General features: G+C 76.7%; 1 protein-coding gene. It reads right to left on the bottom strand.

What is annotated here, in order from left to right; translation table 11 throughout:
- Positions 1-10: 10 nt before the first annotated feature.
- Positions 11-18601: a non-ribosomal peptide synthetase gene (locus tag H7H31_RS01740; protein WP_187065125.1), complete on the bottom strand. Its 18591-nt coding sequence runs from the start codon at positions 18599-18601 to the stop codon at positions 11-13.
- Positions 18602-18664 lie beyond the last annotated feature (63 nt).

The raw sequence follows: 18664 nt of genomic DNA, 5'->3' as shown, positions 1-18664 counted from the left end.
TCGTCGGCCCTCATCGTTCGTCGTGGTCGCTGTCGCCGCTCGCGGCGTCTTCCAGTTCCCGCAGCACCCGCTCCTCCACCAGCTCGGCCAGGGCGGCGACCGTGCGGGTGGTGAGCACGTCCCGTGGGGTGAGGGACAGGGCGAACGCCTCGCCGGCGCGCGCCGCGATGGCCAGCGCCCGCATCGAGTCGCCGCCCAAGGCGAAGAAGTCGTCCGTGGCGCCCACGGAGGCGTCCAGCACCTCGGCCCACACGTCCGCGACGACCTCTTCGGTGGGTGTGCGGGGCACCACCCGCGCGGCGGCCGGTGCCGACCGCGCCCCGGGCGCGGGCAGGGCGGCGCGGTCGACCTTGCCGTTCTCGGTGAGCGGGAAGCGCTCCAGGACCGCGAAGCCGGTCGGCACCATGTGCCCGGGCAGCGTGCGCGCGGCGAACGCGCGCAGCTCCGCGTCGGGCGGCACCTGCGCCCCGGGAGCGGCGAGCAGATGCGCCACCAGCACCGGCTCGCCGGGCTCGTCCCGCCGCACGGTCACCACGGCCTGCCGCACCGACGGATGGGCGGCCAGGGCGGCCTCCACCTCGCCCGCCTCGATCCGGTGGCCGCGCAGCGCGATCTGGTGGTCGGCGCGGCCCAGGTAGTGCAGCTCGCCCGAGGCGTCCCGGCGCACCAGGTCGCCGGTGCGGTACATCCGCGAGCCGGGCGGGCCGAACGGGTCGGCGGTGAACCGGGAGGCGGTCAGGCCCGGCCTGCCCAGGTAGCCGCGGGCCAGCGACGGCCCGTGAACCCACAGCTCGCCGGGCACGTTGTCGGCGACCGGGCGCAGCCGGGCGTCGAGCACGTACCCACCGCTGCCCGGCCGTGGCCGGCCGATGGGCGGCGCGGCCCCGGTGGGCGTGAGCGGGCCTGACCAGGTCGCCACGACCGTGGCCTCGGTCGGCCCGTACGAGTTGATCATCCGGTGGTGGGGCGCCCAGCGGGCGACGAGGTCGGGGCCGCAGGCGTCCGCGCCGACGATGAGCGTCCGCAGGTCGCTGAGCGTGCCCGCGGCCTCGGCCGGCACGGTGGCGAGCGCCGCGGGCGGCAGCAGGGTGTGGGTGACGCGCTCGGAGCGCAGCACGTCGGCCAGCTCCGCGCCGAGCAGCGGACCCGGCGGGGGCAGCACCAGAGCCGCCCCGGCGGGCAGCGCCATGCACAGCTCCAGCACCGAGGCGTCGAAGCTGGGCCGGGCGAAGGCCAACACCCGGTCGCCCGGCCGCACCCGGTAGTGGTCGGCCTCCGCCGCGGCGAACTCCGCCAGCCCGCGGTGGGTGACGACCACGCCCTTGGGAGTGCCGGTGGAGCCCGAGGTGTAGAGCACGTACGCCGGGTCGTCCAGGGCCGTCGGGCGGAGCCGGTCGGCGTCGGTGGGCCGGTGCCCGGGCGCCTCGCCGCCGCCCTCGGCGAGCAGTTCGCGCGCCTCGTCCTCCGCCAGCGTGACCACCGGGGCGGCGTCGCGCAGCATCAGCGCGACCCGCTCGGCCGGATAGTCCGGGTCGACCGGCAGGTACGCGGCGCCCGCCTTGGCGGTCGCGAGTTGGGCGGTGACCATGTCGACCCCGCGCGGCAGCGCCAGCGCCACCAGGTCGCCGGGGCCCGCGCCGCGCGCGATGAGCCGGTGCGCGAGCCGGTTGGCCCGCGCCTCCAGCTCCGCGAAGGACAGCCGCACGCCCGGCGCGGTCAGCGCGGTGGCGTCCGGCCACCGGTCGACGGCGGCCTCCACCAGCGCCGCCAGGCCCACGGTGGGCACCGGGCGGCCGTCCGCCGGCGCCGCGACCGGCCCGGTCAGCCGCGCGGCCTCCGCCGGCGGCAGGGTGGCGACGGCGTCGACGGCGCTGCCCTCGCCGGCGGTGGCGAGGGAGCCCAGGGCGTGGGCGAACTGGGCGGCCAGCGACTGTGCCGTGGACGCCTCGAAGTACCGCGGGTCGTAGCCGAGTTCGACGCTGAGCCGGTCGCCGGGCGAGACCACCGCGGTCAGCGGGTAGTTGGTGGCCTCCAGGGCGTGCAGGTCCCGCACCCGCAGCCCGTGGGTGGTGGCGGCGTCGTCGTTGATCGGGTAGTTCTCGAACACCACCAGGCTCTCGAACAGCGACACCCCCGGGGGCAGGTCGCTCAGGGCGCGCAGGTCGGACAGCGGCAGGTGGTCGTGGCCCCGAGCGTCGGCTTGCGCGGCCTGCAACGCGCCCAGCCAACCGGCCGGGGACGCGGCGCCGTCGACCACGCAGCGCACCGGCAGGGTGTTGATGAACAGCCCGGTGATCTCCTCCGCGCCGGGCAGGTCGGACGGCCGTCCGGAGACGGTCGTGCCGAAGCACACGTCACGCTCGCCGCTCCAGCGCGACAGCAGCAGGGCCCACACGCCCTGCACGACGGTGTTCAGCGTCAGGTGGTGGGCGCGCGCGAAGTCCCGCAGCGCGGCGCTCTCCCGCTCGCCCAGCCGCTGTGACAGCCAGGTGCCCGACCTGGTCGCCGCCCCCCGCGCGGGGCGGCGGTCGTAGGGCAGCGGGGTCGGCGCGGCCAGCCCCGCCAGGGCACGGCGCCAGTGCTCCTCGGCCCGGTCGCCGTCACGGGCGGCCAGCCAGGCGACGTAGTCGGCGAACGGGCGCCGCTCCGGCGGCCGTGGGTCGGCGCCGCGGGCCAGGGCCGCGTGGCAGGCGAACACGTCCGACAGCACGTGGAAGACGCTCCACCCGTCCAGCAGGACGTGGTGGAAGGTCCACACCACGCGGACCTCGGTGGGCGAGAGCCGGGCGAGCGCCAGCCGCAGCAGTGGCGGCCGGTCCAGGGCGAGCCCGCGCTCCCGGTCCTCGGCCAGCAGCCGCTCGAGCGCCGCCTCGCGCCCGGCCTCGTCGAGACCGCTCCAGTCCAGCTCGGTGACCGGCAGGTCGGCATGACGGTGCACCACCTGCAACGGGGTGGGCACGTCGCGCAACACGACCGCGCCGCGCAGCATCGGAGTGTGGTCTACGACGTGCTGCCAGGCCGCGGCCAGCACGGCGCTGTCCGGCACGCCGTCCAGCACGAAGGTGGCCTGCTCCACGTAAAGGCCCTCGCCGGGCTGGTCGAGTCCGTGGAAGACCAGGCCCGCCTGGGTGGGGGTGAGCGGATACAGGTCGACGACGTCCCGCCCGGTGCCCACCAGGCGGTCCACCGTCGCCTGGTCGAGCGGCGCCAGCGGGAAGTCCGAGGGCGTGCGGCCCCCGGCGTCCGGTCGCGCGCAGTGCCGCACGATCTCCCGCAGCTCGGCCGCCGTCTCCTCGGCCAGCCGCCGCACGGTCGCGCGCTCGTGCAGGTTGGCCGAGTACGACCAGGTGAACTCCAGTTGCTTGTCGGCCACGGCCCCCACGACGTCGATCAGGTGCGGCCGGTCGGCGCCCCGGTCCATGTCGCCGCCCAGCGCGCCGTACGGGGCGTGCAGCAGGCCGCCGTCCGCGCGGGCGCTCCAGTCCCGCCGGCCGAGGTAGTTGAAGGAGATCCGCGGCTCCTCGGGGAACGCGCCCGCAGCCCGCCGCAGATGGCGCAGCGCGCCGTGCCCCAGGCCGTTGCGGGGCACCGACCGCAGGCCCTCCTTGGCGGACTTGAGCGCCGTGCCCAGGTCCGCGTCCGGCGGCAGGTCGAGGGCGACGGGGAACATGGTGGTGAACCAGCCGACGGTGCGCGAGAGGTCGACGTCGTCGAACAGCTCCTCCCGGCCGTGGCCCTCCAGGGCGATCGGCACCCGGGCCCGCCCGGTCCAGCGGGCCAACACCCGGCCCAGGGCGCACAGCAGCACGTCCGCCACCCGGGTGCGGTAGACCTCCGGCACGTCCTGCAGCAGCCGGCGGGTCTCCTCCGTCTCCAGCCGCACGGTGACCGTCTCCTCGGAGTCCGCGGAGTTCCGGCCGGCACGGTCGGTGGGCAGGTCGGCGGGGGCGCCGGCGGAGGCCCAGTAGGGGAGTTCGTCGTCGAAGCCGCCGGCGGCGGCGTGGTCGGCCAGCTTGCGGGCCCAGGCGCGGAAGGAGGTGGTCTTCGGCCCGAGGTCGGCCTCCCGCCCGACGCGCAGCCGACGGTAGGCGCTGTCCAGGTCCTCCGCGATGATCCGCCACGAGACCGCGTCCACCACCAGGTGGTGGGCGGCCAGCAGCAGGATCGGCGGCGACTGGTCGCCCGGCCGGCACAGCACGGCCCGCAGCAGCGGCCCGCGCGCCAGGTCGAAGTCCGCGCACGCCTCGTCGGCGAGCGCGCGCACCCCGGCCGCGACCTCCTCCGGGGCCCCGCCCGGCAGCTCGCGGACCCGCAGGTCGACGGCCGCGCCGGGCGCGGTGCCGTACTGGCGCGGCGGGCCATCGCCGGTGTCCTCGTACCGCATGCGCAGCGCGTCGTGGTGTTCCAGCACGGCGGCCAGCGCGGCGCGCAGCGCCTCCACGTCGGTGTCGTCGGCCAACCGGAAGGCCAGCGACTGGGCGAAGCGGCCCGGGTCACCGGGGGCGTCGTCGAACAGCCAGTGCTGGATGGGCGTCAGCGCCACCTCGCCCACCACGGGGCCCTGTTCGGCGCCCGCGGGCCCGGCCGTCACCGCGTCGGCCGCCGCCGCGAGGGTGGCCACCGTCTGGTGCGAGAACAGATGGCGCGGGGTGAGCGCGATCCCGGCTCGTCGTGCCGCCGAGACGACCTGGATGCTGAGGATGGAGTCCCCGCCCAGCGCGAAGTAGTTGTCGTGCACGCCCACGCGCCGCACGCCCAGCACCTCGGCCCAGATGCGGGCCAACTCCCGCTCGGCGGCCGTACGCGGCGCGACGTGGCCGTCCGCCGACGCGGGCGCCGACCAGTCGGGCGCCGGCAGGGCGCGCCGGTCGAGCTTGCCCGTCGCGCCCAGCGGCAGCCGCTCCAGCGGCACGATCGCGGCGGGCACCAGGTGGTCGGGCAGCCCCCGGGCGAGGAAGGCGCGCAGCGCGGCGGGGTCGACAGGCGTGCCGTCGCGGCCCACCACGTACCCCACCAGGCGCTTGTGTCCGCCGCCGTCCAGCACCCGCGCGGCGGCCTCGGCCACCTCCGGGTGCCGGGCCAGCGCGGCCTCCACCTCGCCCAGTTCGACGCGGAAGCCCCGCACCTTGACCTGGTCGTCCGAGCGTCCCAGGTACTCCAGTTGACCGTCGGCGCCCCAGCGCACCAGGTCGCCGGTGCGGTACATCCGCCCGCCCGCCGGGCCGAACGGGTCGGGCAGGAAGCGGCGCGCGGTCAGGCCGGGCCGCCGCAGGTAGCCGCGGGCCACACCGGTCCCCGCCAGGTACAGCTCGCCCGGCGCCCCCACGGGCACCGGCCGCAGCCACGGGTCCAGCACATGGGCCCGGGCGCCGGTCACCGGCCGGCCGATCGGCGGGGTGCGGTCCGGGTCGGCCGGGTCGCAGTCGTACGCGGTCGCGTAGACGGTGGCCTCGGTCGGGCCATAGATGTTGGCGACCCGGCAGCCGGGGATGGCCGCACGGACCTCGGCCACGGTGCGCGCCGCGAGCCCCTCGCCGGCCAGCACCACCGTCTCCGCCGAGACCCGCACCGCCTTCTGGGCCAGCAACTGGCCCAGCGCCGAGGGCACCGCGCTGAGCAGGCTCGCCTTCCACGTGGTGCCACTTTCGGCCAGGGCCAGCAGGTCGTCCACCAGCTCGATGCCGCCGCCGCACAGCAGCGGGCCGTAGATCTCGAAGACGGACACGTCGAAGTTGAGCGAGGTGGCGGCCACGACGTGGGACAGGCCGGCGGCGCCGAAGGTGGCGCGCGCCCAGTCGGCCAGCGCCACCACCGAACCGTGGGTGGCCACCACGCCCTTGGGCACGCCCGTCGAGCCCGAGGTGTGGATGACGTACGCCGGGTGGGCGGGCAGCAGCGGGCCGTCCCGCTCCGCGTCGGTGACGTCGCCGGCGGGCAGCGCCGCCAGGCGCTCGTCCAGGGCCGGCCCGAACTCGATCCGCCGGGCGCCCCCCTCGGGCAGCCGCTCACCCGCCGCGGGCGTGGTCAGCACGAGCGTGGGGCGCACGTCGTCGAAGAGGAACGCGACACGCTCGGCCGGGTAGGAGGGGTCGACCGGCAGGTAGCCGGCGCCGCTCTTGGCCACCGCGAGCAGCGCCACGGCCAGGTCGGTCGTGCGCGGCAGGGCCAGGGCCACGAAGCGCTCGGGGCCCGCGCCCCCCGCGATCAGCACCCGGGCCAGCCGGTTGGCGCGCTCGTTCAGCTCCCGGTAGCTCAGCCGCCCGTCGGCCGCCGTGACGGCCGGGGCGTGCGGGGTACGGGCGACCTGCTCCTCGAACACCTCGGGCAGCACGCGCCCGGGCACCGGGACGACCGCGCCTCCCCACTCCTCGACGACGCGCCGCTGTTCGCGGTCGTCCAGCAGCGGCAACTCCCGCAGCCGGCGCTCCGGCCCGGCCGCCATCGCCGTCAGCAGCACCCGCAGGCAGCCGCCCAGCCGCTCCACGGTCGCGGCGTCGAAGGCCGCCGGGTCGTAGTCCAGGGCCATGGTCAGCCGCTCGCCCGGGGCGACGATCATGCTGAGCGGGTAGTTGGTGGGCTCCAGGTCCCGCTCCTCCTCCAGGCTCAGCCCGTGCCGGGCCAGGGCGCCGCCGTCGAAGGGGTAGTTCTCGAACACCACCAGGCTCTCGAACAGGTGCGTGCCGCCCGGCACGTCGCTCCAGGACTGGATCTGCGCCAGCGACACGAAGTCGTGCCGCCGCGCCTCCGACTGCGCCTCCTGCAACGCGCGCAGCCACTCCGGCAGGGCCCGGTCGCCCGCCACGCGGACCCGGGTGGGCAGCGTGTTGATGAACAGGCCGACCATGGTCTCCACACCCGGCAGGTCCGCCGGGCGCCCGGAGACGGTGGTGCCGAACACCACGTCGGGACTGTCGCCGAAGCGGGCGAGGAGCAGCGCCCAGGCGCCCTGCAGCACGGTGTTCACCGTCAGGCCGTACCGCCGTGCCATCGCCCGCAGCGCCGCCGAGTCCGCCGCGCTCAGCCGGACGCGCACCGAACCCGACGAGGAGGCGCGGTGGGCCTCGGCCGGTCGCCGGTCGCGCGGCAGCTCCGTCGGCGCGGTGAAACCGGACAGCACCGTGCGCCAGTGCCGCTCCGCCTCCGAGGTGTCCCGCCCGGCCAGCCAGCCCAGGTAGTCGCCGAACGGCGCCCGGGACGGCACCTCGGGCGCGCGGCCCGAGGTGAGCGCCGCGTACCGCTCGCAGACCTCGTCGAAGACCTGGGCCGCGCTCCAGCCGTCGAGCAGGATGTGGTGGAAGGTCCACACCAGCCGCACCCGGTCGGCCGACAGCCGGACCAGGGTCAGCCGCATCAGCGGGGCGACGGCCAGGTCCAGGCCCTTCTTCCGGTCGGCGGCGAGCAGTTCCTCCAACGCCCGCTCGCCGTCCTCGCCGTCCTCGCCCTCGCGCCCCGACCAGTCGTGGACGGTGATGGGCACGGTGGCCCGCTCGTGTACGACCTGCAGCGGTTCGGCGGTCTCCTCCCACACCAGGCGGGTGCGCAGCATCGGGTTGGCGTCGGCCGTCCGCTGCCAGGCCGTGGCCAGCGCGCCGGGGTCGGTGACCCCGCGCAGCACGAGGTGCACCTGGTTGAAGTAGGTGTCCGAGCCGGGGTCCATCAGGGTGTGGAAGAGCATGCCCGCCTGCATCGGCGTCAGCGGCAGGACGTCCCGTACCGCGCGCCCGTCGCCCACGACCCGGTCGACGGCCCGCTGGTCCAGCCGGGCCAGCGGGAAGTCGGACGGGGTACGACCGCCGGCCTCCGGCCGGGCGCAGTGCGCGGCGATCTCCGCCAGCGCCCGCGCCATGCCCTCGGTCAGCGCCCGCACCGTCTCCTCCCGGTGCACCGCCCTGCTGTGGTACCAGGTCAGCTCCAGCCTGCCGTCCTCCACCCGGGCGACGACGTCCAGCAGGTGCGGGCGCTCCGACTCCGGCGACTCCGAGCCGTCGAGTCCGTTGCGCACCGCCCGCACCAGGCCGTCGCCGCTCGGCCAGTCGAACCGCCCCAGGTAGTTGAAGCTGATCCGCGGCGGGGGAGCGGCGGTCGGCCCCGCGGCCCCCGCCAGGTGGCGCAGCGCGCCGTACCCGAGCCCGTGGCCCGGCACCGCCCGCAACCCCTCCTTGACCGCCTTCAGCGCCGCGCCCCAGTCCCCGCCGGGCACGTCGAGGGCGACGGGGTACAGGCTGGTGAACCAGCCGACCGTACGGGAGAGGTCCACGCCGTCGAAGAGGTGGTCCGCACGGCCGTGCCCCTCCAGGGCCACCGCGACCGTGCGCCGCCCCGTCCACTCGGCCAACACCCGGCCGAGCGCGGTGAGCAGCACGTCGTCGATCCGCGTGCGGTAGACGCCGGGCACCTTGTACAGCAGGTCGCCGGTCAGCTCCCGGCCCAGGCGCACGGTCACCTGGCCCAGGTCGGCGATGGTGTTGCCGCCCGCCGCGTCGACGGGCAGCGGGGCCGCGCAGTGCCGGGCCACCTCGCCCCAGTGGGCGAGTTCGGCGTCGAACCCCCCGGCCGCGGTGTGGGAGCGGAGCAGCCGCGCCCACTCCCGTACCGAGGTGGTGCGGGCGAGCGGCTCCCCGTCGCCGGTGCGCTCCCGCTCGTAGGCGCTCACCAGGTCCTCCAGGAGCACCCGCCACGAGACGCCGTCCACGACCAGGTGGTGCACGGCCAGCACCAGCCGCGGCGGCCTGCCGTCCGAGCCGGTGAACAGGTCGGCCGCGAGCAACGGCCCCATCTCCAGCGGGAAGACGGCGCGCGCGCCACCCGTGGCCGCCGCCACCGCCGCCGCGTACTCCGCGTCGGACAGCCCGCTCACGTCGTGCTCCCGCAGCAGGTCGGCGCCGGCCGCGCCGGGGGCCGGGCAGTGCTGGCGCCACGTGCCGTCCTCGCGCCGCTCGAAGCGGGAGCGCAGGGCGTCGTGGTGGTCCCACAGCACGCCCAACGCCCGGCGCAGCGCCTGCGGTTCGACGTCGTCGGCCAGGTCGACGGCGATCCGCTGGTCGAAGTGGCCCGGGTGGCGCGGCTCGGAATCGAGGAACCAGTGCTGGATCGGGGTGAGCGGCACCTCGCCGCTCACCGGTTCGGCGCCGGCGATCGGCGCGGCCTCGGCCGAGGCCGCGGCGAGGGCGGCGATCGTGGGATGCCGGAAGACCTCCCGGGGCGTCAGGGACAGCCCCGCCCGCCTGGCCCGGGAGACGACCTGGATGCTGAGGATCGAGTCCCCGCCCAGGTGGAAGAAGTTGTCCTCCACCCCGACCCGTGCCACGCCCAGCAGCGCGCCCCAGATCTCCGCCAGCACCCGCTCCGCGTCGGTGCGCGGCGCGCGGTACGTCCCCTCGGCGCCGGCCGCCGGCTCGGGCGCGGGCAGGCGCCGCCGGTCCACCTTGCCGTTGTCGGTCAGGGGCAGCGCGTCCAGCGTCACGAAGGCCGAGGGCACCATGTAGTCGGGCAGTTCGGCGGCCAGGTGCGCGCGCAGCGCGGTCGCGTCCGGCGGCGTGGCCCCCGGCGCGGCGACCAGGTAGCCCACCAGCCGGGCCGGTCCGGTCTCGGCGCGCGCCACGACCACCGCCTCGGCGACCGCCGGGTGCCGGGCCAGCACCGCCTCGATCTCGGCGGGCTCGACCCGGAATCCCCGGACCTTGATCTGGTCGTCGGCGCGGCCCGCGAAGAGCAGTTCGCCGTCGCCGCTCCAGCGCACCAGGTCGCCGGTGCGGTACATGCGGCTGCCGGGCGGCCCGAACGGGTCCGCCACGTACCGCAGCGCCGTCGCCCCGGCCCGGCCGGCGTAGCCGCGGGCCAGCCCCGCGCCGGCGATGTACAACTCGCCGGGGACGCCGGGCGGCAGCGGCTCGAGGGCCTCGTCCAGGACGTACACGCGCGTGTTGTCCAGCGGCCGGCCGATGGGCAGCGCGGCGGGCAGCCGGTCGCCGCCGCGGAAGATCCGCCGGGTGGCGAACGTGGTGGTCTCGGTCGGGCCGTAGCCGTCGACCACGGTGATGCCGGGGCACGCGTCGAGCACCGCGCGCACCGCGCCGGAGGGCACCACGTCACCCCCGGTCCACACCTCCCGCGCGCCCCGCAGGCAGTCCGGCTCCTCCTGCGCCAGCAGCCGGAAGAGACCCGCCGTCAGCCACAGGCAGCCCACGCCCCGCTCGGATATCGCCCGGCGCACCGTCGCGGCCTCCACCTCGCCGGGTGGCGCCAGCACGGCGCAGCCGCCGCGCAGCAGCGGCACCCACAGCTCGTACGTGGCCGCGTCGAACGCCTGCGGGGAGTGCACCAGCACCCGGTCGTGCCCGGCGAAGGCCCGGTCCGACGCGAGGGCCACCACGTCCCGGTGGCGTACCGCGACCCCCTTGGGGCGGCCCGTGGAGCCCGAGGTGAACATCAGGCAGAACACGTTGTCCGGGTGCGCCACGGGCAGCGGGACCGCGTCGGGCCCGCCCGGCGGCGCCTCGCCGTCCACCGCGAGCACCCGCCCGTCCGGGGCCACCGCCTCGGCGGTCTCCCGCCAGACGGCGTCGGTGAGCACCAGCGCCACGGCGGCGTCGTCCAGCATCCGCCGCAGCCGCTCGCGCGGCGCCCGGCCGTCCAGCGGCACGTACGCGCCGCCCGCCCCGGCGACCGCCAACTGGGCGGCCACCGCGTCGGCGGAGCGCTCCATCAGCACTCCGACCGCCCGCTCCGGGCCCACCCCGAGCGTGACCAGGTGGCGCGCCAGCGCGTCGGCGCGCTCGGCGAGTTCGCGGTAGGTCACCACCGCGCCGCCGGTGTCGAGGGCGGCGGCGTCCGGGGTGCGCCGGGCCCGCGCCGCGAACAGGTCGGTGACCGTGGTCTCGGGCACGGGGGCGCGGGTGTCGTTCCACTCCTCGACGACCTGGCGGCGGCGGTCCGCGCCGAGCGGCGACAGCCGGGCCGGCGGGCGGTCCGCGCCCTCGGCCATGCCGTCCAGGAGCACGGTCAGGTACTCGCCGATCCGCTCGGCGGTGCCGGCGTCGAACAACCGCGCGTCGTAGCCCACGCGTAGCGCGAGCCGGGCGCCGGGATAGGCCACCAGGCTCAGCGGGTAGTTGGTGGTCTCGATGCCCTCAAGCCCGCTCAGCCGCAGCCCGTGCGCGGCGGCCAGGGCGTCGTCCACCGGGTAGTTCTCGAACACGACGATGCTGTCGAACAGCGCGGCCCGCTCCGGGAGCCCGGTCAGCGCGCGCAGCCGGGGCAGCGGGAGGAAGTCGAACCGCCGGTCCTCGCTCTGCCCCTCCTGCACCCGGCGCAGCCAGTCCGTCAGGGTGCCCTCGCGGGGGACGGCCAACCGGGTCGGCAGGGTGGCGATGAACAGGCCGTTCATCGCCTCCACGCCGGGCAGCTCCGGCGGTCGCCCGGAGACCGTGGTGCCGAAGACGACCTCGTCGCGGCCCGTGAGGCGGGCCAGCAGCAGCGCCCAGGCGGCCTGCACCACGGTGCCCGCCGTCACCCCGGCGTCCCTGGCCAGACGCTCCAGTCGGCGGGTGGCCCCGTCGGTCAGCGCCACCCGTACGGCCGCGCCGGACTCGGCCCGGTGCGCCTCTCTCGGCTCGCGGTCGTACGGCAGCGCCGTGGGCTCGGTCAGCCCCGCCAACCGCTCCCGCCAGTGCCGTTCGGCCTCCGCCGCGTCGCGTTGCCGCAGCCAGGCGACGTAGTCCCGGAAGGGTCGGCGCTCGGGCACCGCGGCGGCCGGCTCGGCGCCGTCGCGCAGCGCGGCGTGGCAGGCGAAGACGTCGGAGAGCACCTGGAACAGGCTCCAGCCGTCCAGGATCAGGTGGTGGAAGGACCACACCACCCGCACCTCGGTCCCCGACAGCCGCACCAGCGTCAGCCGCAGCAGCGGCGCGGTGCGCGGGTCGACCCCGCGCCGCCGGTCCTCGTCGAGCAACGCCCGCAGCCGCTCGGTGCGCTCGTCCTCCGGCAGCTCGCTCCAGTCGAGCCGGGCGACCGGCACCGCGGCCCGGCGCTCGACCACCAGCAGCGGCTCCGGCACGTCCTCCCACACCACGCGCGAGCGCAGCACCGGGGTGCGGTCAGCGACCCGCTGCCAGGCGGCGGCCAGCACGTCCGGGTCGGGCACCCCGTCCAGCACGAAGGTCAACTGCTGGAAGTAGGCGCCCCCCGCGTCCTGCGACAGCCGGTGGAAGAGCATCCCGGCCTGGGTGGGGGTGAGCGGGTGGACGTCCTCCACGCCCGCGCCGTCACCCACTACCCGGTCCACCGCCGGTTGGTCCAGCCCCGCCAGCGGGAAGTCGGACGGGGTGCGGCCCCCGGCGCCGGGCCGCTCGCCGTGCTCGGCGATGCCGCGCAGCGCCTCGGCGTAGGCGTCGGCCAGCCGCGCCACGGTCTCCTCGCGGTGCAGCTCGGCCGAGTAGAACCAGGTGAACTCCAGCGCGTCCCCGTCCAGCCGGCCGACGACCTCCAGGGCGTGCGGTCGCGGCGCCGCCGGGTCGGCGTCCAGCGCCAGCTCCCGGTACGGGCCGCGGAACAGGCCGTCCTCGCCGCTGGGCAGCGCCAACCGGCCCAGGTAGTTGAAGCTGATGCCGGCGGCGGGACCGGTGGGCAGCTCCGGCGCCCGGGTCAGGTAGCGGTGCACGCCGTGGCCGACACCGCGCCCGGGCACGGCGCGCAACTGCTCCTTCACCGACTTCACGACGGTGCCCCAGTCCGCGTCCGCCGGCGCGCTCAGCGCCACCGGGTAGCGGGTGGTGAACCAGCCCACCGTGCGGCTGAGATCCGCGTCGGCGAACAGCTCCTCCCGCCCGTGGCCCTCCAGGTCCACCGGCACCCGGTCGCGCCCGGTCCACTCGCCCAGCACCCGGGCCAGCGCGCTCAGCAGCACGTCGTTGACCTGGGTGCGGTACGCGGCGGGCAGGGTGTGCAGCAGCGTGGCGGTCTCCCGCGCGCCCAGCCGTACGGTCACGGAGCGGGCCGACGCGTAGGTGTCGGTTCCGGCCAGGTCGGTGGGCAGCGCCGGATCGCCGCCGTCCGCCGACGCCGCCCAGTAGGCCCGCTCGTCGTCGAAGCCCCCGGCCGAGGCGTGGCCGGTCAGCCGCAGCGCCCAGTGCCGTACCGAGGAGGACTTCGCCGGCAGCGCGGGGCGGGTGCCGGCGCGCCGCGCGCGGTAGGCCCGGTCCAGGTCCTCGAGCAGCACGCTCCAGGAGACCCCGTCGACCACCAGGTGGTGCACGCTCAGGTGCAGCACGGCCGGGCGGTCCCGGCCCCGGTCGTGCAGCACGGCCCGCAGCAACGGCCCCCGGGTGAGGTCGAACGGGCCCAGGTGGGGGGCGTCGTCGTCGGGCCCGGCGTGCCGCCCCAGCACGACCGGGGGCGCGTCCCGGCCGATGTGCTGGTGCCAGGCGCCGTCGTCGTCGCGGGTGAACCGGGAGCGCAGCGCGTCGTGGTGGGCGCACACGTCGCCCAGGGCGGCCTGGAGCGCGTCGGCGTCCACCGGGTCGCCCAGCTCCATGGACAGCGTCTGCGCGAACCGGCCGGCCCACGCCCCGCCCGCCTCGAACAGCCAGTGCTGGATGGGCGTCAGCGGCGCCTCGCCGACGGCGTCGGCCACCGACCGCGCGCGGGCGGCGGGCGGCTCCGCCGCGTCCGCGCGGCGCGCCAGGGCGCCCACCGTCTGGTGCTGGTAGATGTCGCGCGAGGTGACGGTCAGCCCGGCCTGCCGGGCCTGGGCCACCACGTGGATGCTGAGGATCGAGTCGCCGCCCAGCAGGAAGAAGTTGTCGTTCAGGCCCACCCGCTCCACGCGCAGGACGTTCGCCCACACGGCGGCCAGCGCCTTCTCGGTGGCGGTGCGCGGGGCCTCGTAGTCCGCCCCGGCCGCCGACGTCCAGTCCGGCGCGGGCAACCGGTCGCGGTCGAGCTTGCCGTTGGGGTTCAGCGGCAGCTCCGGCAGGACGACGACGGCCTGCGGCACCATGTAGTGCGGCATGGCGCGCTCCAGCTCGCGCAGGACGGCGCCGGGCACCGGCTCCGCACCCGGCTCGGGCACCACGTAGCCGACCAGCCGCTTGTGGCCGTCGCCCTCCTGGGTGGTGGCGGCTGCCCGGGCCACTCCGGCGCAGCCCCGTAGCGCCTCCTCGACCTCGCCCAGCTCGACGCGGAACCCCCGCACCTTCACCTGCCGGTCGGTCCGGCCCAGGTACTCCAGCTCGCCGTCGGCCGTCCACCGCGCCAGGTCCCCGGTGCGGTACATGCGGTCACCGGGAGCGGCGAACGGGTCGGGGACGAACCGGGCCGAGGTCAGCCCGGGACGGTTCAGGTAACCGCGCGCGACCCCGCCCCCGCCGATGTACAACTCGCCCGCCACGCCGACCGGTTGCGGTCGCATGCCGCCGTCCAGGACGTACACCCGCGTCCGGGCGACGGGCCGGCCGATCGGAGGGGCCTGCCGGGGCGGCTCGTCGCCGGCGAACCACGCGGTGGCGTACACCGTCGCCTCCGTCGGCCCGTAGATGTTGGCGATCCGGGCCGCCGGCATGGCCTCCCGGATCTGCCGGACCGTCCGGGCCGGCAGCGCCTCGCCCGCGAGCACCACCGTGCCGGCGTCGACCCCAGCGCCCCGGTCCAACGCCCGCGCCAGCGCCGACGGCACGCCGCTGAGCAGCCCGGCGCGCTCCGGCACCGCGCCCTCGGCGAGCGCGGTGAGGTCGGCCACCAGCACGACGCTCCCGCCGCACAGCAGCGGGCAGAGCAGTTCGAAGACGGACACGTCGAAGTTGAGCGAGGTGGAGGCCACCACGTCGGTCAACCCCTGGACACCGAACCGGTCCCTGGCCCAGGCCGCGAGGTCCACCACGCCGCGGTGGGCCACCAGCACGCCCTTCGGGCGCCCGGTCGAGCCGGAGGTGTAGATGGCGTACGCGGGGTGCAGCGAGTCCAGCGGGCGTACGCGCTCGGCGTCGGTGAGGCCCGACGGGGACCGCCCGGCCAGCTCCGCCTCGACCGCCGGCTCGTCGAGAACCAGGCACTCCGTGCCCTCCGGTAGGCAGCCGACGGTCTCCCGGACGGCCACCACCAGGGCCGGCCGGGCGTCGGCGAGCATGAAGCGGACGCGCTCACCCGGGTAGCCCGGGTCCACCGGCAGATAGCCCGCGCCGGCCTTCAACACCGCCCACACCGCGGGCACCAGCTCGGCCGAGCGTGGCAGGGCCAGGCCCACCAGCGTCTCCGGCCCCACGCCCCGCTCGACCAGCAGCCGGGCGAGGCGGTTGGCCCGCTCGTCGACCTCCGCGTAGGTCAGCCGGGCCGTGCCACACACGACGGCGACCCGCTCCGGGGTCCGCCGGACCTGGGCCTCAAGCAGCGCGGGCAGCGTGGCATCCGGGCCGCCGCGGTGCGGGGTGTTCCAGTCGTCGAGCATCGTGCGCCGCTCGCGCTCGCTCAGCAGTGGCAACTCGGCCAGCCTGCGGCGCGGGTCCTCGGCCATACGGTCCAGCAGCAGGTGCAGTTGGCGGCCCAGCCGCTCCACGGTCCGCGCGTCGAACAGGTCGGTGTTGTACTCCACCGTCAGCTCGACGGAGCCGTCGGGACGCGGCGTGAACTCCAGCACCAGGTCGAACCGCGCCGCCGGGCGCGGCAGCGGGTATCCCTCGATCCGCACCCCCGCGGCCAGCGGCGGGTGGTCCAGGGCCGTCTGCTGCACCACCAGGGCCTGCACCAGCGGGGTACGGCTGGCGTCCCGTCGCGGCGCCAGTTCCTCCACGACGCGGTCGAACGGCACCGCGTCGTGCCCGAAGGCGTCCAGCAGCGTCGCGCGGACCGTGTCCAGGTACTGGTTGACGGAGGCCGAGCCGTCCACGTCCGTGCGCAGCACCAGCGTGTTGACGAAGAAGCCCGCCATCTCCTCCAGCTCGCGCCGGGTGCGCCCGCTGGTGACGGTGCCGATCGCGATGTCGCGCTGTCCGCTCCAGCGGGAGAACAGCACCGAGGCCGCGCCGGCGAAGACCGTGAACACGGTCGCGCCCCGGGCGCGGGCCAGCCCGGTCAGCCGGTCCGCCAACTCCGCGGGCAGCACGTGGCGGTGCGCCGCGCCGGCCGTGGTGCGCACCGCGGGGCGCGGCCGGTCCGTCGGCAGGTCGAGCGGCTGCGAGCCGGCCAGGTGGGCCCGCCAGTACGCGAGGGCGCCGGCGTGCTCGTCTGCATCGGCGTGCTCCCGCTCCCACACCGCGAAGTCCGGGTACTGGAGGGATGGTTCGGGCAGCCCGGCGTCGGCGCCGGCCGCCTCTGCCGCGTACAGCGCGGCCAACTCCCGCACCAGCACCCCCACCGACCAGCCGTCGGTGACGATGTGGTGCTGGGCGAGCAGCAGCACCCGCGCCTCCGCGTCAAGCCGCACCAGCAGCGCGCGGGTCAGCGGCCCGTTCACCAGGTCGTACGGGCGGCTCAACTCCTCGGCCAGCAGCCGCTCGGCCTCCGCCTCGCGACGCCCGGCCGGAAGTCCGCCGAGGTCGGTGGTACGCAACGGCAGCGTCGCCGGCCCGTCCACCCGTTGCACGGCCCGCCCGTCCACCAGGGCGAACGTGGTGCGCAGCGCGTCGTGCCGGGCGGCGAGCCGGTCCAGCGCCCGGCCCAGCGCCTCGGTGTCCAGCGGGCCGGTCAGGCGCACGGCGACACCGGTGTTGTACTCGGTGCCGCCGGCCGTCAGGTCGTTCAGGAACCACAGCCGCCGCTGCGCCCCGGACAGCGGCAGTTCCCGGTCGCGGCGGGCCGGCGTGATCGGGGCCGGCGTCCCCTCATCGGCCGGCCGGTCCAGCCGGGGCGCCAGCGCGGCGATCGTCCGGGCCCCGAACAACTCCCGCATGGTCGTCGCGGTGCCGAAGGTCTCCCGTACCCGGGACAGGACGCGGGCGGCGAGCACCGAGTCACCGCCGAGGTCGAAGAAGTCGTCCGCGACACCCACCTCGCGCACCCGCAGCACCTCGGACCAGATGTCCGCCAGGGCCCGTTCGGCGTCGGTCCGGGGCGAAACGCCGTCCGCGCCGGTGCCCTGGGACGGGCCGGGCGCGGGCAGCGCCCCGGTGTCGATCTTGTGGTGGGCCGTCAGCGGGAAGGCGTCGAGGACGACGACGGCCGACGGCACCATGTGCGCGGGCAGGCTGCGGGCCGCCGCCGTGCGCACCTCCGCGGCCGACGGCCGGCGGCCCGGGTCGCCCGGGGTGACGTAGCCGACCAGGCGCCGCAGCCCCGGCTCGTCCTCGCGCACGGTGACCACCGCTGCGCCGACCCGGGGGTGCCGGGCCAACACCGCCTCGATCTCGCCCGGCTCGACGCGGAACCCGCGCAGCTTGACCTGGCGGTCCGTCCGCCCGGCGAACTCCAGCTCGCCGTCGGCGTTCCAGCGGGCCAGGTCGCCGGTGCGGTACAGGCGCGCGCCAGGAGGCCCGTAGGGGTCGGCGACGAAGCGCGCCGCGGTCAGACCGGGGCGCCCCAGGTAGCCGCGCGCCACCCCGGCGCCGCCCACGTACAACTCGCCCTCGGTGCCGGGCGGCACCGGTCGCATGGCCGCGTCCAGGACGTGCGCCTCGGCGTACGGCAACGGCTGGCCGATCGAGGGAGCGCCGCCGCCGGGCACCAGCGGGCCGGTCCAGGAGGCCACGACGGTGGCCTCGGTGGGACCGTAGGAGTTGATCATCCGGCGGCCGCCGGCCCAGCGGTCCACCAGCTCGGCCGGGCACGCCTCGGCACCCACGATCAGGGTCCGCAGGTCGGGCAGGGCCTCCGCGCCGACGGGGGCGGGCAGGGTGGCGAGCGCGGCCGGCGGTATCAGGGCGTGGGTCACGCGGTGCTCACGCAGCACGGCGGCTAACTCCTCGCCCAGCCACGGCCCGCCCGGCGGCACCACCAGGGTCGCGCCCGCCAGGAGCGAGGAGCACAGCTCCAGTACGGAGGCGTCGAAGCTGGGGGAGGAGAACTGCAACACCCGGTCGCCCGGCCGCACCTCGTACCGCGCGGCAGCCGCCGCCGCGAACCCGGCGAGACCGGCGTGCGGCACCACGACGCCCTTCGGCGCACCGGTGGACCCCGAGGTGAAGATGACGTACGCGGGATGCCGGGGGTCCGGCGGCGCGGACGGCCGCACGCCGCCCCGGGACCGTCCGCCCCTCTCGGCCGGCCGCACCAGCGCCGGGTCGTCGATGACCACGACCGGACGCGCGTCGGACAGCATCAGCGCGCGCCGCTCGGCCGGATAGGCGGGGTCGACCGGCAGGAACGCGCCCCCCGCCTTCGCCACCGCCAGCTCCGCGACGACGAGTTCGACGCAACGGGGCAACACCAGCGCCACCACGCGCTCCGGGCGCACCCCGCGCCCGGCGAGGTCGTGGGCCAGGTTGTCGGACCACGCGTCGATCTCGGCGTAGGACCAGTCGCGCCGCCCGTCCGTCACCGCGGGCGCGTCCGGCGCGCGCTCCACCCACGCGGCGAACAACGCCGCCAGCGGGGTGCCGGGCGGTGGGGCCGGGTGGGTCACCGTGGGATAGGGCGACGGGGCGGCGGGTGCTGACATGTCGTGCAGGTGCGTCATGGCGGTGATCCTTCTCGGCGGGGACGAAAGGTACGGCGTGGCGCCGGCGCGCCCCGCGGCAGC

The organism is Streptomyces buecherae (assembly GCF_014295035.1).
Lineage (GTDB): Bacteria > Actinomycetota > Actinomycetes > Streptomycetales > Streptomycetaceae > Streptomyces > Streptomyces youssoufiensis.
Note: the sequence above shows the minus strand (reverse complement) of the source record. Positions and strands in the feature narration are given on the sequence as shown.